General features: G+C 37.8%; 19 protein-coding genes. 9 read left to right on the top strand and 10 right to left on the bottom strand.

Annotated elements, in window-relative coordinates:
• Nucleotides 1-3 precede the first annotated feature (3 nt).
• The 5 genes from CES88_RS03930 to CES88_RS03910 all read right to left on the bottom strand — a co-directional run bounded on the left by CES88_RS03930 (nt 4) and on the right by CES88_RS03910 (nt 4385).
• Nucleotides 4-492, bottom strand: coding sequence for a hypothetical protein (locus CES88_RS03930; protein WP_290731237.1), 489 nt, complete (start codon nt 490-492; stop codon nt 4-6).
• Nucleotides 493-610: 118 nt separating this feature from the next.
• Nucleotides 611-1507, bottom strand: coding sequence for an alpha/beta hydrolase (locus CES88_RS03925; RefSeq protein ID WP_290731234.1), 897 nt, complete (start codon nt 1505-1507; stop codon nt 611-613).
• Nucleotides 1501-2526: a hypothetical protein gene (locus CES88_RS03920; protein WP_290731231.1), complete on the bottom strand. Its 1026-nt coding sequence runs from the start codon at nt 2524-2526 to the stop codon at nt 1501-1503. The genes CES88_RS03925 and CES88_RS03920 overlap by 7 nt, the downstream gene beginning before the upstream one ends.
• Nucleotides 2492-3643: a DNA cytosine methyltransferase gene (locus CES88_RS03915; RefSeq protein ID WP_290731228.1), complete on the bottom strand. Its 1152-nt coding sequence runs from the start codon at nt 3641-3643 to the stop codon at nt 2492-2494. Before CES88_RS03915 ends, CES88_RS03920 begins: the two co-directional genes overlap by 35 nt.
• 85 nt (nt 3644-3728) lie before the next feature.
• Nucleotides 3729-4385, bottom strand: coding sequence for a hypothetical protein (locus CES88_RS03910; protein ID WP_290731225.1), 657 nt, complete (start codon nt 4383-4385; stop codon nt 3729-3731).
• Between the two features lie 159 nt (nt 4386-4544).
• Here CES88_RS03910 and CES88_RS03905 point away from each other — a divergent pair, with 159 nt between their 5' ends.
• The 4 genes from CES88_RS03905 to CES88_RS03890 all read left to right on the top strand — a co-directional run bounded on the left by CES88_RS03905 (nt 4545) and on the right by CES88_RS03890 (nt 9498).
• On the top strand, nt 4545-5774 hold the full coding sequence (locus CES88_RS03905) for an aminomethyltransferase beta-barrel domain-containing protein (RefSeq protein WP_290731222.1): 1230 nt from the start codon (nt 4545-4547) through the stop codon (nt 5772-5774).
• A gap of 2 nt (nt 5775-5776) precedes the next feature.
• The gene (locus tag CES88_RS03900) at nt 5777-6910 is read left to right on the top strand and encodes a M28 family peptidase (RefSeq protein WP_290731219.1); all 1134 of its coding nucleotides are present in this window, start codon (nt 5777-5779) and stop codon (nt 6908-6910) included.
• A 45-nt stretch (nt 6911-6955) separates the two neighbouring features.
• Nucleotides 6956-8107 carry a tRNA 2-thiouridine(34) synthase MnmA gene (gene mnmA / locus CES88_RS03895; protein ID WP_290731216.1) on the top strand — a complete coding sequence of 384 codons (1152 nt, stop codon included), beginning with the start codon at nt 6956-6958 and terminating at the stop codon, nt 8105-8107.
• A gap of 68 nt (nt 8108-8175) precedes the next feature.
• A complete protein-coding gene (locus CES88_RS03890) occupies nt 8176-9498 on the top strand; it encodes a M23 family metallopeptidase (RefSeq protein ID WP_290731213.1) in 1323 nt (440 codons plus the stop codon).
• Here the strand turns inward: CES88_RS03890 and CES88_RS03885 are convergent, their stop codons facing one another.
• The 5 genes from CES88_RS03885 to CES88_RS03865 all read right to left on the bottom strand — a co-directional run bounded on the left by CES88_RS03885 (nt 9499) and on the right by CES88_RS03865 (nt 15438).
• Nucleotides 9499-11115 carry an alkaline phosphatase gene (locus CES88_RS03885; RefSeq protein WP_290731211.1) on the bottom strand — a complete coding sequence of 539 codons (1617 nt, stop codon included), beginning with the start codon at nt 11113-11115 and terminating at the stop codon, nt 9499-9501.
• Nucleotides 11116-11247: 132 nt separating this feature from the next.
• On the bottom strand, nt 11248-11742 hold the full coding sequence (locus CES88_RS03880) for a peptidylprolyl isomerase (RefSeq protein WP_290731208.1): 495 nt from the start codon (nt 11740-11742) through the stop codon (nt 11248-11250).
• Between the two features lie 98 nt (nt 11743-11840).
• The gene (locus CES88_RS03875) at nt 11841-12410 is read right to left on the bottom strand and encodes a hypothetical protein (protein ID WP_290731204.1); all 570 of its coding nucleotides are present in this window, start codon (nt 12408-12410) and stop codon (nt 11841-11843) included.
• Nucleotides 12411-12446: 36 nt separating this feature from the next.
• Nucleotides 12447-13370, bottom strand: a complete 924-nt coding sequence (locus CES88_RS03870; RefSeq protein WP_290731201.1) for a CoA transferase — start codon at nt 13368-13370, stop codon at nt 12447-12449.
• A complete protein-coding gene (locus tag CES88_RS03865; protein ID WP_290731198.1) occupies nt 13360-15438 on the bottom strand; it encodes a DUF255 domain-containing protein in 2079 nt (692 codons plus the stop codon). Before CES88_RS03865 ends, CES88_RS03870 begins: the two co-directional genes overlap by 11 nt.
• Before the next feature lie 224 nt (nt 15439-15662).
• Between CES88_RS03865 and CES88_RS03860 the strand changes: the two genes are divergently transcribed.
• The 5 genes from CES88_RS03860 (at nt 15663) to CES88_RS03840 (ending at nt 19985) form a co-directional block, all read left to right on the top strand.
• Nucleotides 15663-16586 carry a lytic transglycosylase domain-containing protein gene (locus tag CES88_RS03860; protein WP_290731195.1) on the top strand — a complete coding sequence of 308 codons (924 nt, stop codon included), beginning with the start codon at nt 15663-15665 and terminating at the stop codon, nt 16584-16586.
• A gap of 85 nt (nt 16587-16671) precedes the next feature.
• Complete coding sequence (gene cmk, locus CES88_RS03855; RefSeq protein ID WP_290731193.1) at nt 16672-17364, top strand: (d)CMP kinase; 693 nt, start codon at nt 16672-16674, stop codon at nt 17362-17364.
• Complete coding sequence (locus CES88_RS03850; protein WP_290731190.1) at nt 17361-18455, top strand: glycosyltransferase family 9 protein; 1095 nt, start codon at nt 17361-17363, stop codon at nt 18453-18455. Before cmk ends, CES88_RS03850 begins: the two co-directional genes overlap by 4 nt.
• On the top strand, nt 18455-19474 hold the full coding sequence (locus tag CES88_RS03845; protein WP_290731187.1) for a PfkB family carbohydrate kinase: 1020 nt from the start codon (nt 18455-18457) through the stop codon (nt 19472-19474). Before CES88_RS03850 ends, CES88_RS03845 begins: the two co-directional genes overlap by 1 nt.
• Entirely contained in the window at nt 19467-19985 is a 519-nt protein-coding gene (locus tag CES88_RS03840; RefSeq protein ID WP_290731184.1) for a DUF4416 family protein, read from the top strand. Before CES88_RS03845 ends, CES88_RS03840 begins: the two co-directional genes overlap by 8 nt.
• Nucleotides 19986-20023: the final 38 nt, after the last annotated feature.

Raw genomic sequence — 20023 nt, 5'->3', positions numbered from 1 at the left:
TCGTTATACTTCATCACATTTATAGGTTGCTTTATGCTTAAGCTTACCAAAACCAAACCCTTTACTTTTAACCGTTACATTTATTTGGTCTGGTCTTTCAAGGTTTACATTTGCGTTAACGTTCCAATTATTTGTAGAAAATATTCCACTAAGTTCAACTTCTCCATTTCCTCTATGAGAGATGTTTCCGTAAGTTGATCTTCCGTTATTATTTACTGTCACATTTAAAAGTGCGATAGGATATTTTGACCCATTCGTTGCGAGAGACACTTTATAGGTTTTTGTTTCAAATTTACTATGTTGATCTTCTCTTACGGATAAACATAGCTGATCATCTAGAAAGTAATCTTTTTCAGAGTGTATTTTTTCACAACTTATTACTTTTAAAATTTTGTCTTCTGGCCAGTTTAAATCTTCACTATGAAGTCTACAGTCAACGGCCTGTACAGAGCTGATTGTGAGCATAATCATTGTTGATAGTATAAACTTCATTTAAATCTCCAAGTATCTTAAGTAATATTCATTATTTCATCTTCTATATTTTTAAGCGATTTAGCACAAGACTCTTGAAGAAAATGCATTGTTTTTTCAGGACTTAGATTTGGAAGTTCTAGTCATTAAGGTAACTTAGAATAAGTTCTAAGGTTTTTTCACTTGCTTCAAGCTGCGCCGTATGACCAACCTGATCTAGTGGAATAAAGGTGAGATATTTTACATCTCTTTGCCAAAGTTTACTTTGCTTGAAAGGAATCCAAGAGTCTTCTCTTCCCCATATTAGTAGAGTGGGTGTCTTAAGTTCCGTGAGGTTTGGTGTGTGATCTTTTAATTTCATAATACTTTCAAAGACACGCATATATTTTTCAAAATTTCCTTCGAGGTTAAAGAGTTCATAGAATCTTTCAAGATCGTATTCTTCCATTCTATCTCTATCGTAGAAGACTCCTCTTGCGATATAATCTGATGAAATTCTAGTTGAGAAGTTCTTTGCGACCCATTTTAGAAATCCATTTTCTGCTATTCTGACTACTAATGGTGGATTGAGTGGATAGCCGGCAGGAGAGAGTAGGACCAACTTATTCACATCTCTTGGGTAATCTAGAGCGTAATTCCATGCAATGAATCCACCGAGGCTATTACCAATGAGAATTGGTTTTCTAATATCTAATCTCTTAAATAATTTCTTTAAAAAACTTGTGTAGCTCTTAGAGTCGTAGGAGATTTCTCTACCATTAGTTAGTCCAAAACCTGGAACGTCTAGCGAAATAAAGCGGTAGCCTTTGGACACAATTGGATCCTTCCACTTTCTCCAAGTGTGGAGGCTATCGCAAATTCCATGAATTAGAACAATTGGAGTTCCACTTCCGAAATCCTTGTAGTGAACTTTTGTTCCTTCAATATCTATGAACTGACTACCATCTTTTTTGGAACTCCACTTCTCTCTAATATCTTTGCTGTTAGCACATGAACAAAGTAGGAGAAGGGAGATGAAGGTAAGGAGTTTTACCATGAAGATTTATCTAGAAATAATCCGTGAGACATATTAACTTTTAGGGCCTCTACTTTTCTTATTCCTAGGGCCTCCATGAAGCCAAGGACAAGTGCAATATTTGTCACATCAGTAGAAGCAAATTTTCCACCAATTTTCTTATCACTTAATTTTGACCTCTTGTTAAGAGCAACTCTAAGTTGGGTTTGATTATAAATATGGCCCTTCTCTAATGCTTGGTTTTTCACTGAATAGTAGTGCACTCCACCTATGCCAAAGACTCTCGCTGTTTTTATATATTCCTGAATTTTCTGGTCTACATTTCCTTTCGCGAAGAATCTCGCAAGAGCTCGGGCCTTTTTCGCTCTATTTCTTCCAAGAGGATTTGGAGAGCCTTTCTTTCCCTTATAGAGGTTTTTTAAAACACTTTCTTTAAAAGAAACGCTGGCAAGGTTTCCCAAATAAGTATGAAACTTTCCATCTTCAACGTAAGTCATCTGCATACTTCCCCCGCCGATATCCCAAACGAGAATTTTCTCATCATCAGCGAATGGATGTTTAACTTTTGCCCCGAGGTAGCCAAATTTAGCTTCTAGTTCTTGATTAATTACTCTTATTTCAATGCCTGTTTGATCGCTAATTTCTTCGAGAGTATTCTTACCATTCTTAGCTTCTCTAAAAGCTTGAGTGGCGAGCGCACTAAATTGAGTAACTCCAAGTTCAACAGCGGTTTCTTTTAGATCTTTTAATTCTTGAATACCTTCTTTAATAATTTCTTTAGAAAAGGAATTGTCATTGTCATAGAGTGATTGCTTATAGGCGACAGCGGCTTGATCTTCAAAGAAAACCTCTACAATTTTCCCTGTGCAAGTATCTACTTTGGCCAGAGTCATTTTAGTGGAACCCGAGCCAATATCAAAAGCAGCTCTCTTAACAAGGCAGCTCTCTTTCTTTGTAAGAGAGCTACAGCTTGAGAGTATTAGAAGGGTGACAACTAATAGAAAATTACTTCTTATAAACAAAGGCTTTCTCTCTGACATATTCAATCTTTTGTTTTGTGTTACTCTTTTTGGTTACTTTTGAATCCCTCTGCTCGAGGTATGACTTGTACATGCTCTTTAGAGATTTTCCGATGGCCTTCGCCATAAGTGGCGGAACAGCATTTCCAATCTGTCTCCACTGAGCAGAAAGAGGCCCCATAAACTCAAAGTCATTTGGAAAACTTTGTAGAGCAGCCGCTTCTCTTTGAGTTAGATATCTATGCTCAACAGGATGATAGTAGCTATGTCTGTGAGTCATAATTGTAGGGCTTGGAAGAGACCTGTCGAGTCTTTGATACTTTGTTTGACGAAAGCGGTTCTCTCTAAGGTTTACCCAGTCCACACCAAGTTTTAAAGAAGGAGTGAAGTATTTCTTCTCATCGGCTTCATAGCGAATTCCCTTTCCTTCGGGAATTCTCTTAAGTCTTTTAAGATCTATCTTTGATTTAATTTTGGCCTGTTCGATATCATGATTAAAGAGCTTTCCTGACTTTGTTTTTAAGTTCTTAAAAGCATCTCCAACAGTCATTGAATTTCTAAGGGTCTTAGCAATGATAGTATCATGTGTATGTTTTGGAAAAGTAATATCAGTATTAACTCGCGTTCCAATGAGAATTGTTCTTCTTCTCTTTTCAGGAACCCCGTAGTTTTGTGAAGACATGACTTGAACTTCCATATCATATCCAAGAGTTTTAAATTTCTTGAAAATATTTTGTAATGTCTTCTCGTTCTTCTTTGCAAGAAGCCCGGTTACATTTTCAATGACGACGAAGTAAGGCATTGTTGTTCTAACAATTCTACAAAACTCTAAGAAGAGCGTATTTCTCATATCGTCTGGATTTCCAAGGCCTACAGTTGAAAAACCTTGGCAAGGAGGTCCACCAACAACAACATGAACGTGATTTCCCTTTAATTTTTCAAGTAGGTCTTTCTTGGCCAGCTTGGTGATATCACCACAGTAAGTTTCTGCGTGCTTGTGGTTGCGTGCAAAAGTATCCATGGCATGCTTATTGGCATCGATTCCTAGGACACATTTCATTCCAGCAAGCTCTAGCCCGCATGATAGGCCACCAGCGCCCGCAAAAACATCTATGAAGTTTAAAACATTATTAGTCATTTCAACTCTTAGGTTGTGAGTTTATCTTTTAATTACAATATATTATCGAATTAGCGCGGTAAATCTGTCAAATAATGAAAGGAGATTATGCGGCTTTTTTGGAATTAAAATCAGTATTGCTGGTCTTGAGCTCAACAACATTTGAAGTATCTGAGTGGCGCACGATGTCACTTAGGACAAAGTGCCCATTTGGAGCCTTGCTTACTATTTTACTTACATATTGTAGCCAAAGATTTCTATGATCACTTGTAATCAAAAGAGTCTGATTAAATTTTTCTTTACTGGCAAATAAAGCGTCAAAGAAAACTTTCTGCTTCTCTTCACAGAGAAATTTCTCAGGCTTTTCTAGAAATAAGTAATCAGAACTATGAAAGAGAATCTTTATTATAGAAATAATTTTCTTATCTTCTGTGGAGGCGTCTGCAGGATAAGTATTTTCATCTTTCACGCAATCCATTAGTTTAGATAGGGCAAGACGTTCTTCTTTCTTTAGTAGTTCACTAATACTTTTATTGGTATTTTCTCTCATTCCAAGGTCTAGAAGAAGGTTTTCTTTAAGAGTGAGATTGGCCATCAACTCGGCACGCTCTTCAATATGCTTAAATCTAATTGGCCCACGTCTTCCACAATACTTTATAAAGTGAATAAAGTCTTTGAGTTGACTTTGATTGTGTTGCTGTTTCTTCACTTCAAAGAGAAGTGTGTCTCCAGCGTTAAATTGTGGTGTTTTCCTATATATCATCGCCTTTTTATCGGTCTTTAAGTCGATTACTTTACCGGTTTTCCCTAGGATATATTTGCAAGGCTTTAAAATAGGCCGTTTTTTGCTATAATTATCATAAGTTATATCTCTTAAATATGTTGATCTTTTTTGTCTGGTTAACGTAAGGAAAAGTGTTGCATGAATAAGCACTCAAGCTCTAATCAAAAAACTGTTCTAGTAGGTATGGATGGTGGAATTGAGTCCACGGTTGCTGCGTACTTACTTAAGAAACAGGGTCTCAATGTCATAGGTCTTGGAGTCGTTTTCCACGAATATCCCTATAAGAGCTTAAGCGTTTGGAATCCAAAATCATTGGAAGATATTAAGAAGATTTGCAATCAACTAGAAATCACTTTCTACGGAACAAATATTAACTCACTCTTCTATTCTAGAGTTATAGAGCCCGTTGTTTCAACAAGGCTTGCGGCCGAACAATTTGAACCAGTGATCGCTTGGAATAAAATCTTAGTAGAGACTCTCTTAGAAAAAGCAAAACTTGTAGGTGCAGATAATATTGCTACGGGGCATAAGGCAAAAGTTTTTAAAAATCAAAAAAATGGAATTTATAGTCTACTTGTTCCAACAGATGTGACCCTTGATGAAACTTATGGCCTTAGTCGTCTCTCCCAGGAAGAATTGGCAAAGCTCATCTTTCCTCTCGCAGAAATTAAACATAGTGAAGTGGTAAAAATATCAAGTCTTCTAGGGATTACATTTGTAAAAGACGATCTTGAAAATAAGAAGAGAAGAAAAGGATTTTTATTCAATAAGTATTTTAATGAAGTGGTTGAAAGATTCACAGCTCCAAGTCTTAGAAAAGAAGGTCGAATTATAAACTTTAGAGATGGAACAACTCTAGTGGAACATACAGGGGTTCATCACTATCACTTAAATCAAGAAGGTCTTGTTGGAAAAAAAGATGCTGTCATTGATAAATCTCTAATTGTTGTAAAAATTAATCCAAGACAACAAGATGTCTACGTGGATTATCCTGGAAAGTACTTCTATACTCATTGTAGGCTTATGCGCTTTTCTAATGATCCTTCAATGGATTTATCAAAGCCTATTAATTGCTTTGTACAAACTGAATCTGCAGGGGCAAAGGTTCCTTGTAAATTATATTTTAAAAATAATAGGGCCGTTGTTGTCGAGTTTGAAACTCCCCAGGAAGGTGTTTGTCCTCGAGGAGGCTACCAAGTCTTCTATAATAAGAGAGGAGTTGGAGCACTAGTTATTGGTTCGGGAGTTGTTAGAAGTTCTGGCTTCTTTCAGGACGGAGAGTACCGTGTCTATCCAAAGTCCCGTGAAGAAGAAGAGGCCTTCGACGAAGATCAACCAGCTAAGAAGAAGGTTCATTTAGAGTTTTAATTATGAAGTATTTTTTAATTTTTATTTTTCAATTTAGTGTTTTCTCTGCGGCCCCTTATGTCTTAAGGGATTACGAGAAAAATATTAAGAATATGGGCTCTATTAAGAATGTCATACGAAAGTATAAGGATGATCTTCTTTTAGATAATTTAAGAGATTTTGTTTCATGTTGCAGACCATCCCGAATGGTTGGAACAAAGGGACATGAGAAGGCCGCGACTTGGCTTGTTGATAGAGTTAAGAAGATTGATCCAAAGGCCTATATTGTAGTAGACGAGTTCTCTCCTGATATTGAATACGCTAAAGGAGTTTACCGAGCAGACTTTCAAAAAGAAATTGCGGGAAATTATCCTAAGACTTCACCGATTTATAAGAAGTGGAATCATTTCACTAATTCTATGATCTCTCAGCTAGATAAATTAAAAACTGTTAAGGGAAAGAATATTATCTGGGAAAAGAAGGGAAGTATTGCTCCTAATGAAGTAATTCTTCTAGGGGCCCATTACGATACAATTAGTTACGATAAAGAAAATCTGGTCATTGATTTTTCTGCGCCACAGCCAGGTGCTGATAATAATGGATCAGGTGTCGCGACACTTCTCTCTCTCATTGAAATACTTACAGAAGTGAATACGCCAAAGACTGTTAGAATAGTGTTCTTTGATTATCAAGAATTTGCTTTTCTTGGGGCAAGGGCCTTTGTAAGTAAGTATAAAGAATCTTTAAAGAAAGAAAAATTCGCGGGCTTTGTAAATCTTCTCATGCTTGGTTATGACTCTAAGAGAAATGATAAGAGCTCTAAATTTAATAACTTTAAAGTTTACACGAGAAAAGAATCAGATCCTCTTTACGGACTTGATTTAAAGCTTGCCAATAAATTAGTAAACGCAGGAGATAAGTCTCTCTCGGGAATGCGCTTTGAAATTAGCGCAAATGGTTTTAATAGAAGTGATCATGTGAGCTTTTGGGAGGAGGGGTTTCCTGCTGTGACTTTCTCCGAGAATTGGGAGGACGACCCAAATAAGAAGAATCACACGTCGAATGATTTTGTTGAGACTTTAAATTTCAAAAGCTTAGATAGGGCATTTCGCTTCATTAGTGCCAGTATTATCGCTTGGACATACGATATAATTTAATCATACTCCCTTTTCCTAATGGGGTTTTCTTGGTAGATAGACCCTATGAGTACAGGAAATATATCAAATCAAACAAAGAGTAATGAGGAGACAACCATTATTGTGGGAATGTCTGGCGGAGTTGACTCTTCTGTATGCGCTGCTGTTCTAAAAGAGCAGGGCTACAATGTTATTGGTATGTTTATGAAGAACTGGGAAGAAGAAGACGAAAATGGTGTTTGCCAATCATCTAAAGAGTACGCAGATGTAATAGCTGTCTGTGAGAAATTAGATATCCCATACTACTCTGTTGATTTTGTAAAAGAGTACCGAGACAATGTCTTTAAGTATTTCCTTGAAGAATATGAAGCGGGCTTTACACCAAATCCAGATATTCTCTGTAATCGAGAGATCAAATTCAAAGTCTTTTTAAATAAAGCTCTAGAGCTTGGGGCCGATTACTTGGCCACAGGTCACTATTGTCAAAATAAAATCATTGCTGGTGAGAATAGATTAATAAAAGGAAATGATCCTGGAAAAGATCAGACTTACTTTCTCTACACTATGAAAAAAGAGAAACTTGATCACGTGGTTTTCCCTATCGGACACTTACCAAAAACCGAAGTGAGAGTCCTCGCTGAAAAATACGATCTGGCAACTAAGCATAAGAAAGATTCCACTGGCATCTGCTTCATTGGCGAGAGAAATTTTAAGAATTTTCTTTCAAATTATATTCAAATAAAGCCTGGAAAATTTGAAACTCTAGAGGGAGAAGTTGTAGGGGATCATACTGGTTCTGCTTACTATACGATCGGACAGAGAAAGGGACTAGGTCTCGGTGGCCCAGGTGCTGCGTGGTTTGTGGTTGGTAAGGATACCCAGAGAAATGTTGTCACCGTTGAGCGCGGTGAGGACCATCCAGCGCTCTTTTTTGACGAGCTTTGGGCAAATGAAATATCTTGGGTGGAGAATGAATTTTCGCTAGATTTACCACTTAAATGTAAGGCCAAGATTCGTTATCGCCAAGCAGACCAGGATTGTACGATTCTAAGTATTGAAGATGGTGTAGCGCATATTCAATTTGATTCTCCTCAAAGAGCTGTGGCCCTTAGGCAATCCATTGTTTTCTATACCACAATGGAAGGTGAGGAAGTTTGTCTTGGTGGGGCCATGATTTCAAGAGCAGGTAAGTCACACTATGAGCAGTCAAAAGTCTAAGTAATCCATAAAATTCTTATAAAGTTATTCTTTCAAAATCCGATAATTTTGTTATGCTATTTCCTAATATGATAAAAATTCTAATCTTCATTCTAGTATCTAGTTGTCTCTATAGCTGTGACAGTGCAAAGAGCGTCGAAGCTACTCCATTTATAAGCCCTTTGAGACCTCTACAAATAGTAGACACTGTAAGAAACGGTGAAGTTAAAAGAGGACAGGGACTCTATCAAGCACTTAAGAGTGTATCTATTGATAATGCTCAGTCTCTTAAATTAATTAATGCCTTAAGAGATGAAGTGGAATTTTCAAAAATAAAAGTTGGCGATCAGCTTCAGGCCACATTCGATCATAATGAAAACCTAAAGAAGTTTTCATTCTCTCAAAACCTTGTCGAGACTCATACTGTTACCCTAAATGATTTAACTGGTCATTGGGATTACTCCCTAACGACTCTAGATACTTTCTGGAAACCAAGAACAATAGAGGGAAGTCTTCAGCCAGGGTCAACTCTTGAAGAAGATCTCATTACACAAGGACTTCAACCCTCTGTCGTTAATGAAGTGGTAAATGTTCTTCTGTGTAAAGTGAACTTTAGAATGAATGCTAGAAAGGGAGATCGCTATAAAGTTCTTCTTAGTGAGAGAATGTATAAAGACAAAATCGTAGGAACGAAAGTCCTCTTCACATCTTATGAAGGAATTAGGGCCGGAAGTCATCAGGCCTTCTTCTACGAAGATGAAGAGAAGGGATCTACTTACACGGCCCACTATACTGAGGACGGACAGGCCCTCATTAATTCTGGACTTAGATACCCGCTTTCAAGATTACATATCCGTTCAAGTTATGGATGGAGAAGACATCCTGTTACAGGGCATAGAGCTATGCATAGGGGAGTTGACCTTAGAGGAAGAACTGGAGAGAGAGTACATGCTGTCTCTGCTGGAAAGGTTGTCATTTCAAGCTTTAATGAATTTGCTGGAAATAAAATTGGTATTAAGCATAGAGATGGATCAACTTCTTTCTACTATCACCTCTCTACTCGAGGAGTAAAAGTAGGTGACTGGGTAAGATCTCATCAAGTCATTGGAAGAGTTGGAGCGACGGGGAGAGTGACGGGGGCGCACCTTCACTTTGGTTTTAAAAGGCCAAATGGAAAATGGATGAATCCATTAAATAAGAGAATGATCGCAACACCTAAGCTTACAGGTGATAAATTTACAAATCTTACTCATCAAATAGCTCTAACTAAGGGAACACTGGCGGATCTTGAAGTGAGTAAGAAGTCTCAATACTTGGTCGCGAATTTAAATAAAATTAGAAGAAGCCCTAGTAATGAAGAGCGTCTTCTAAGTTCAATAACAAATTCCTTTCCTGAATATGAGTATCAATAATTACTTTATAACTGTCTTATAATCTTTCTTAAGTCCAAGGGCTTTTATTGTCTTTCGTCCTACTTCCGTTGAGTGAAGAAGACCGTTAAACTCATCTGTTAAACTTCTAGGTCCTACTGTGATCATGGTGACAGGTGTTGAAGTATGAGAACCTGTGGCCCAAACAGCATTTTGCTTATGCCCAAGAATACGAGCAAAGATATTGGCCCGTACAATATTTCCATAAGTATAGAAGGCCGCAAAGTCTTCTATGTGAGGAACTTCTTTTAGGCTAAGGTTTCCATGATCAGGTCTATAGAATTCGTTCTTTGAACTTCTCATTAATTGATCAATATCTTTGTCTGAAAAGGCATAACCCATGTGAGTCTCAAAATACTCTCTCATATTCTTCTTTGTTTGCTTTTCCTTTGGCCATCCTTTCACATCTATCATTAGATCTAGTGTTGATCTAGATTGACGGTAGAGCTTGTCTAGAGTTGAGAAATCACCATAGTTATACTTAGGCCTATAGTCTTCACCTTTGAATTTTTCCCCCGTAATTTTTACTGGTTTTAAAACATCGTATCCACTATAGCTAAAACCAAAACCACCTGTTTCATGATCAGCTGTGACAACTAGGAGAGTATCTTCTCTTCCTTTCATCCACTTATGAAGAAGCCCAAAGAGTTCGTCCGCTCTAAGCATTTCATGAAGTAGAAGTCCCGTGTCGTTTCTATGTCCGGCCCAATCAATTTGACCCGCTTCAATCATAAGAAAGAATCCTTTCTCACTACCATCAAGATTATCTAGGGCAGTCTTCGCCATTTCAGTAAGAGTTGGAATCTGTCTCTCCGCTTTATCTTTATTCTGTGTATTCCAAATTCCATCAGGCATTGAAGAACTTTCAAAGAGCCCTAGAACTTTTCCCTTTTCTGCCTTTGATAAAGACTCTCTATCAAAAACCAGTTGATAATTCTTATCACTGGCAAAATTAAGTAAATTCTCTTCATCCTTTCTCTTAGAATTTAGAGAAATATAAGAGGGAACGAGGTTTCTAAGTTCTTCGTCTTTTTCTGCACTCTTTGGAATAAAGTATCTAAGTCCACCTGAGAGCATAATGTCTGGGCCAACTTCTAGCATCTCTTTAGCAATTGCGCTCTCATCGCTTCTTGAAATATTATGAGAGGCGTAAGAGGCCGGAGTCGCGTGAGTGAGTCTTGTATCTGAAACGAGGCCTGTGCGAAGACCTTTCTCTTTTGCTAATTCTAAAATTGTCTTAGAAACTTCTCCGTTGTCATCAAGACCTACAACTTCTGGAAGGGAGTATTCCCCTGTTGAGTACTGAGTCGCTGAGCAAGATGAGTCTACCACTAAATTCTTTCCAGGATTTGTCATAACAGAGCTTGTTCTCCCCACAGACATAAGTCTTTCAAGATTAGTCACTCTATTTTTAAAGTGAGGCTCTTTTGAATGTTTGGCAAAGAGTTGTAGCATTGAGAGTTGTTGAGGTCCCATTCCATCACCAATGACAAAGATGACATTCTTTATTTTTCCGTTCTTTTGATAGTAGTCTTGCTCTTCTTTTTGACAAGAAAGACATAGAAGTAGAATGAGTGAAGCTGCGAATACTCTTTGCATTAGTAGTCCCTTAGTAAGTAATTTTCTACTATTCTACTAAAGATTCTTAAATTTTCTATAGGTAATATATATTGATTTGATTAGGGAGGAGTGTTTGCCCTCAAAAGTGAGTTTTTTTGAGGGCGAATTTTTTTAGTGTTCGTGACCGCAACCTGAACCTTCTCCATGTACGTGACCATGAGTAAGTTCTTCTTTAGTTGCTTCTCTAATACTTACAACTTCAACATCAAAGTTAAGATTGATCCCTGCAAGAGGGTGATTACCGTCAAGAGTAAGACCATCTTCTTCTTTTTCAATTACTGTTACAATTAGTGGGTGTCCACTTTCTGTTTGAACTTGAAGTTGTTGACCAATTGTCATTTCATCAAAATTAGGAAATTGAGACTTATCAATTTTTTGAATAAGTTCTTCTTCTCTTTCCCCATAGGCTTCTTTTGGCTCAACTCTTACGCTTACTTTATCGTTTAGAGACTTACCTGTTAGGGCATTTTCAAGTCCTGGAATAATATTTTGCTTACCGTGAAGGTAACAAAGAGGTCCACCTGTATCAGAAGTATCAATCGTTTCACCTCCGTCAGTCTTTAGAGTATAGTTGATTTCTACTACGTGATCGTTTTGAATTTTCATAATTTACCTTCCGTTACAATTTTTTTATTTATATCAAATTTACAGCAAAATGACCAACTGTGTTCGGCTTTCCCTGTACAGATGCTGAATATTTGAGGTTAGTACTTTCTAAGTAAGTCTCTAATTTTGATAATATCGGCCTTTCTAGAGTGTCTATCTAGAAAAATGGCCTTTCCTTGACTATTTTTGGCAAATAATTCGAAGTAACCTTTATTTTCAAAGCCTCTAAGCTCTGGTTGAGCTCTCATTTTGGCTACATTGGGAGAGTCCATGAAGTGGTGAAGCTCAATAGCATCACGATTTTCTAAATGAATAACTTTCTTCATTACTGGAATCCAGAAAACTTTATGGACAACTGTAATGAGGGAATCTTTTTTGATGATTGATTTCTCATAGAAATAGAGTGCCAATAGAGTGAGAGGAAGTCCGTAAATTACAACAAGAACGGCATAGGCCAAGATCATATTGATCTGATCACCCGTTGCTATGAGTTTATTAATTGGCGCTGCCACAGCAAGATACATGGCCCCAATAACCACGAGTATCGCTACTAAATAGCCCCAGAAAATCATAGGAAGTCCATAGGACTTTATAGTGATGGAGGCCTCTTGAATTTTTACTCTATCAGTTTCTTCTTCAGAAACTGGAAACATATACATTAATCCCATGGGCGAAGATTAGTTAAAACCTAGTAAATTGGCAAGTTAAATCAATGATAGACAGAAGTCGTGGCGCTCAGTAATTTTCTTAATTTCCTTTTGCGTAAGAGATAGGAAGCACTTAGAGATCGCTCTAAACACTTTGTCATCTTGATGATTAAATCTCTCTTCTTTAGGAATATTAAGTTCGAATACTTCACAGAATTCTATCCAAAATTTTTCTTCCACCGCAGCAAGGGCCACATACTTATCATCAGCTGTTTTATAGAGAGAGTAACAAGGGTAGAGTCCGTTGTGGAGAAATTTTGTGCGAAGATGTCGACTTGATCTTGGCCAAAAAGCATTGAAGATCTCTTCGGTACTTTCAAGTAAGTAAGTTGTATGAAAGATGCTCTTCCCGCTTTCCCTGACCTTTAATAAGACAGCAAGTAAATCTGTCGCAACTTTGTGTCCAAAGTTAATCCCAGCAATAGGAAGAAAAGGAGGATCAACAATATTTTTAGTTTTTCCTTCGACATATAGTGAGAGAAGGCCCGTCATCGCCAGAGCATTAAGGTCATGCATGGCCGTTTTAGATTCTTTAGAGGCCTTCATGTCGACAACTGCGATTGGGCGCTCTAGCTTTAAGATTGACTCTGAATCAATTCCTAAACTCTTTTGAACTTTTTCTGGAAGTCCATTGATTATTCCCGAAGACTTTTGAAGGAGAAGTCTAATTTCTTCTTTTATCGTAGGAGATTTAAAGTCTAGGCGAAGAATTTCTTTCTTGCCGTTTAATTCTTTATACCAATCTTTAAAACTTGCATCGAATTCTGCAAAAGCGCCTGCACAGAAAGGATCTTGAAAAATATGATCTTCAACTTTGATCACTCTTGCTCCAAGTCCTGCGAGAATTTTTCCCGCAAGTGGACCAGGGAGTCTGTGACCAAAGTCTAAAATAGTAATGCCTTCTAAAATATTATTCGTCATCGCTCTCAGCTTCGTCCGGAGAACTAGTAGGTCTTAGAGTTTCAATAAATTCCTCAAGCCCTGTTCCTGTAATCTCGCACTCTGTTAGATTACAAATTTCCCACTTATCTTCACTATCTTTTCTATAGTCTAGAACAAAGCGACTAAGGAAGTATGGCATGAAGTTTATGTACTGAGGATTTTCTAACCACTCCACAGGAAGTTTAACTACTCTATAAGCGCTATCTGGATAACTAAGCGCCCTTAGGGCCTCGCCGCAACTGAGTGGATTCTTTAAGGCCTCGTGAGTGAAGTCTTCTTGAATATCTTTAATCTTGTCTAAGTACTCTCTATCACCAAGGAGAATAGCGGCTCTTCTTACAATATGAATAAGAGTTGAGGCAGCAGACTTATAGGATTGATCCATGGAGTTTACGAGTTGATTTGGATAGAGTTCGTGCTCACTAGAAGAGATTGCTCTTGTATAAACCTTATCACCATCGATAAATTCTTTAAGGACATACTCCAATGTATCTGTGAAGTTCTGTTTGAAAACAGGGTTGCCAGTCATTTCATAAACTCTAAGTTGAGTCTGAGCGAAGTTTACATAATCTTCTAAGTAAGGAAGACTGGCCGCTCTTGTTGTCGAATGGCGAATTCTCATTCCCTTCTCGTCTTTAGAGACTAGAAAATTGGTGTAAAGTCCTTCAAGAGTAGTGTTAAAGAGTGAAGACGCTTTTTGGCGAATAACATCGATTTGGCAGTATTGCATGACATCGACTAGAGCAGAAACCATCATGAAGTTCCAGCTGGCAACACCCTTGTTATCAGTCATTGGTGGAATACGCTGCTTTCTTTCATTTTGCAGAGACTTCTTCACTTTTCTAATGGTGTTCCAACCTTCTTGAGTAAAGAATTCTGAACGTAGGTCATAATTTAAAGAGATAACATTAAGGCCTTTATCAAAATTTCCTTCCTTCGTAATATTAAACCACTTCTTAATAGTTTCACTATTGTCGATAAGACTTTCATTTTCATCTTCAAAGTTTTTAAGAGCATCTTCAAATTCTTCTAAAGAAAAAGTGTGAAAGAGTCCTTCAACACCTTCTGCGTCGGCATCTTGAGCGGTAAGAAAGTGTGACGATTCTCCGAGCATTTCTGCTTCTAGGTAGTCTAGGGTTTGAATTAAACTATCGAAGATAATCGGAGAAGGGTAGAGAACGCTCGCTTTGGAGAGAAGTCTTAAAAGACCAGCTTGATCGTAAATCATTTTCTCAAAGTGAGGTACAAGCCATTTTTCATCTGTCGAATATCTGTGAATTCCTCCGCGTGCGTGGTCATAGATTCCACCCATGAGCATTCGTTCAAGAGATTTAATAATATGCTCACCCTGATCTTTTTGAATCATACCTTCAAGCATTTGCTCGATGGCCCATTCGTAGAAAGCAAATTGAGGAAATTTAGGAGACTGTCCATATCCACCATTCTCTTCATCCGCAAATTGCTTAACGGCGTCCATAATTGCTGCTGGAGGTGGGAAGTGTCCTTGATATTCAACCTTATCTTTTGGAATAAGACCTTTCGCTATGGCCTCAGTGACATTTGTTGCATTAGTTTCAATCTGCTCATGCTCTTCATTAAAAGCTCTAAGTAGTTCTGCTGTTAATTCTTTAAAACTTGTTTGACCTTCAACTGCATTCTTTGGAAAGTAAGTACCCACAAAGTATGGTCTCATATCTGGAAGAAGAAATGCCGAGAGAGGCCACCCACCACTTTGAGTAAAGAGGTGACAGGCCTGTTGATAGTAATTATCAATATCTGGTAATTCTTCTTTATCTACTTTTATATTGATAAAATTCTCATTCATAAAGTCAGCGGTCTCTTGATCTCCAAAAGACTCCGCGGCCATGATGTGACACCAGTGACAAGTTGAATAACCTACGGAGAGAAAGATTGGCTTATTCTCGTCCTTGGCCCTTTGAATAGCTTCAGGTCCGTAACTAAACCAGTGAATCAAATTATCTTTATGTTGAAGTAGGTAGGCCGATTTCTCTTCAGATAATCTATTATATGTAGTGTCTTGCGTCATTATATTGGTCTCCATTTATAAACTAGAAAGATATTTTAAAGGATAAATTGGCTCAAAACCACCTAAAATCTCGAAATTTCGTTAGCGATGTGCGTTTCCTTCGATGAACACTGGGTAAATTCTATGTACTGGGCTAGACAGACCAATTTAGTGGGGGGTAAAAGCCTCTGCGTATGTTTAAGAATTCACAAAAAGTACATTCCTTTCTAGACGAAAGTCTGCAGATGCTTTCTCGCGTTATGAGTTCAGGGGCAGCCAGATCATCTCTTCGCTATTTAAATACTCTGGCAATTTTCATTGTAGTGGGAATTATTTTTTCTAAAGAAGCTTCTCTTGAGTCTCAAAGTCAAAACTTAGAAATGAAAAAGCCAAAGAGTGAATCAGCTTACTTCTTAGATGAGAAAACTTTCTATCAATTTCCAATGGTGCAAGATTCTTTTGGAGGAATTCCTCTCGATCAAATGGAGCTCTACTCTAAGAAAGAAGCGAGAAGTTTGATTCTCTCTGCAGTAAAAAGTGGTCGTCTTAAAAAGAGGCTCGCTAGATATATTACAAAGACTATGGAGATCTGCGAGCAGTATCAAATAGATCCTTTTTGGGCGCTTAGTGTGATGTGGACGGAGAGTCACTTCAACTTAAAGGCCACCAGTTCAGTTTCGGCAACTGGACTTATGCAAATTATGCCAGCGACGGGAGTTTTCTTAAGCAAACTTTTAAATATGCCAGTTAAAGAAACTGTAGTTTATGAAAATATTAAAGATCCACATCTAAATATTGAAATGGGTGTTTTCTATTTAAAGCGTCTACTCAAAATGTTTAAGGGAAATTACCGGCTCGCCACTGTGGCCTATAATATGGGGCCGGGAGGCGTCTATAGAAGACTTAGAAATAAGCAAGAAGTTGGTGTGAGAAATCTCTACCTCGATAAAGTGAGAAGGCATTATAAATTAATTTCAAAGAATTTCTCAAAGAAGTCGTCTAAAAAATATCTCTCACTGAGAAAGACTTTAGTAGTCGAAAATCCAAAAACAGCCTACTTATACACACGATTATACGAAGTTGATCAAATTTTTCACTTTGTTGAACTCCCAAGCTTCGATTACCGTTTGGCCCTTAACTCAATTGGTCAATCTCAGAAATCTCTCTAAATTCTCACATAGCGTCTAGTTTTGCTCTGACTAAAGTGGTAGATTATTTACCCGTTGTGTCTTAATTTTCAAGGAAGTAGAAAAAATGTCTTTTTCAAAAGTCATTGCTATAGATGGACCTTCTGGTAGCGGGAAGTCGACTATTGCTAAAAAATTAGCTGAAACGCTTGATGTTCTTTATATAGATACTGGCGCCATGTTTAGAGCGCTTGCATATTGTTGTGATCAAAGAAATATTTCATTAACTGCTGGTCCTGAAATGGATGAGTTTCTATCAAGTATTAATCTAGAGTACGGGAAATCCTCTGACTTTCTGATTGGAATTGATGGGGAGAACCTCTCTCTTAAAATCAGAGAGCATAATGTTTCTAAACTTGCTTCAATCATTTCTCAAATTCCAAAAGTCAGGGAATATCTCTTAAATTTTCAAAGAGATCTCGCTAGCCGAGTGGTTTGCGTAATGGAGGGGCGAGATATTGGAACAGTTGTTTTTCCAAATGCCTTTTGTAAATTCTTCGTGACTGCCTCAGTTGAAGTCAGGTCTAATAGGAGACTTAATCAGCTTCAAGAAGCTGGTGAGTCAGAGCTCTCTCTCGAGCAAATAATGATAGATGTAAAAAAGAGAGATGAGAGTGATATGAACCGAGAAGTTGCTCCTCTAAAGATGGCGGAGGATGCTGCTCTTGTTGACACTAGCGAAATGGAGTTAGTAGAAGTTCTAAGTTCGCTTAAAAGCTCTGTTCTAGATAAGGCCAAGGGGATAGGAATCTCTTTGTGAAAATCTTAATCAATAGAACAGATGCTCTCGGCGATACTATATTGACTGAGCCTATAGCAGCTCTTCTTAGGTTAAAGTTTCCAGAAGCAGATATTAGATTCTTAATCTCTCCAATCTCAGCTCCGTTATTTGAAAATCATCCCTATGTTGACGGCGTTTTTCTATATAGAAAGAAAGCTTCACTACTCAATAGAATGAAAACCCTAGGAAATATTATTAGAGGCTTTAGGCCTGATATTTATATTTTTGTAGGCGGTGATCAATTCGTCAGCCTCTATATGTGGCTTAAGAGAATTGAAAAGAGGGCAGGGCTTATTTCTAAGTTACCTAGTTTTTTATTTTTAAATGCTGGAGTCAGGCAAAAGAGATCTCTCGTGACGATGCATGAGAGCGAGTATAATTTAAACCTTCTACGTGGGCTTGGAATTGAGCACGATGTAAAAAAAGAATTCGATCTCTCTCCAAAGATTACGATTAATGAAAAGGATAGAGACACTTCTCTTGAAAACTTTAAATTAGCGATTGAAAAAGAAGGGCTAGACTCTTCCCTTGAAAATATATTTATTCATCCAGGAATGACGGGACATACTCTTAATTGGTCTTCTAGGAATTACGGAAGACTTATCGATAAAATGGAGAGGCGCTTTCCTAAGAAGTATAATTGGATTATCTCTCACACCGCAAGTGATCAACAATTCCTCTCGGGATTAAAAGACCATATTGATAAGTGTGACCACCTAAGCGGAAGAGTCTATCTCTTTGATGGTGGTGTAAACGGTCTTACTGACTATATGAATATCCTCTCTAAAGCAGCAGCATTTATTGGACCTAGTACGGGAACAACTCATATTGCCAATACTCTCGGAGTAAAAACAGTCGGTATTTATTCTCCTATTAAAGTGCAAAGTACACTTCGCTGGGCTCCGTTCAATAGAGAGGAAGAGAACTTGAGACTAGTCATTCCTGATGTTGTATGCGGGGAGAGATTTAAGTGTGCAGGAAATGCTTGTCCATACTATGAGTGTATGTCTAAAATTGAAGTTCAAGATATAATGAATGAATTAATTGATTTATTAAATTTGGAGAAATAGTGAGCTCAATAATCACAAAAGATAATTTTAAGAAAGTTACGGGTAAATTTAATGAAATTGGACCTGTTCTTGTCATAGGGGATATTGGTCTAGATAAGTATACTTTCGGAGATGTAAAAAGAATTTCTCCAGAAGCGCCAGTTCCGGTTCTAGAAGTAACTAAAGAGTGGACAACTCTAGGTCTTGCAACAAATATCTCAAATAATCTCTCGGCCCTTGGAGTTTCATCAACTATTTGTGGAGTAGTCGGAGAAGATATGCAGGCCAGTAAACTTGAAAGTTTATTAGAAGAAAATGAACTCTCTATCTGGGGAGTGGTGAGATGTAGTGAGAGACCGACTATCTTTAAAGAGAGAGTCACTACCTCTACTCAACAAATTTGCCGCGTTGATTATGAAGATAAATCTCCGCTCTCTGTGGCAACTCAAGAGAGACTACTTGAGAGAGTAAATGAATTTATTCCAACTCATAGTGGAATTATTATTGAAGATTATGGGAAGGGAACTCTTTCAAAAGAAACTATTGCAGAAGTTGTTTCTCTTGCGAGAAAGCATAAGAAGAAAGTCTTTGTTGATCCTTCAAGAACAACTCCTCCCGAATTTTATAAAGGTGTTGATCTTTTAAAACCCAATAGAGCTGAAGCTGAGATGATGGTTTCGATGCTAGGGCACAATACAACTGATGTTTTAGAGATGGCAAAAATACTTTCAGAGTCTTTAGATATCTCTGAAGTTGTAATTACTCTAGGTGGAGAAGGGATGGCGATCTTCACAAGAGGTGATGAAAAGGTTCGCATTATTCCAACTGTTGCCAATGAGGTCTTCGACGTCTCAGGAGCAGGAGATACTGCGATCTCTCTATTAAGTTCTTCTCTACTGGCCGGTGCAACTCTTACTGATGCCTGTTGGATCGGTAATTGTGGCTCAGGTGTAGTGGTTGCTAAGAAAGGAACAGCAACCGTTAACTTAGAAGAACTTGAAAAATTCTATAATAATATTTCAAAGAACTTTAATGAGTAAATTGAAAAGCCCTTCTAAAGGGCTTTTGATTGCAAGTATTCTCTACCGAAGTGATCTTCACCGGGAATTAGAAATTCTAGAAGCCGTTGCTCTTAAGTTTGGAGAGTACGTCACTTTCCACCATACTTATTTTCCCATGAAAGAATACTATTCTAAAGAAATGGGGGATGAGTCTCTGCTTGCTCGAGTTTTTGTCGTCTTCACTAAGAATATTGAAAGAGAGAAGCTTGTCTCTGCCAAAGTCTGGGCCGAAAGCTTTGAACAAGGTTTTGCTTTCAAGGGAGCGAGAGAAATTAACTTGGATATGGGACTTCTGACATTAGAGAATCTCACTCTCGCAACTGGCAAGAATTTTTCTCACCGCCCTTATCTCGGGGAAGGGGTGTTCGCAGATTTGACACTAATTATGAAAGACCAGTCATTTCAAACGACACCTTGGGCCTATCCCGACTATTCTCACCCCGATGTGATTGATTTTTTTACATGGGCCCGTCAATTTATTGGGCAATAATAAATCTTAAAAATATGAAGATTTTTTAATTCTTGAAT

The sequence above is a fragment of the Halobacteriovorax sp. JY17 genome (assembly GCF_002753895.1).
GTDB lineage: Bacteria > Bdellovibrionota > Bacteriovoracia > Bacteriovoracales > Bacteriovoracaceae > Halobacteriovorax.
The sequence above is the reverse complement of the archived record's forward strand: the minus strand, read 5'-3'. Positions and strand labels throughout refer to the sequence as shown.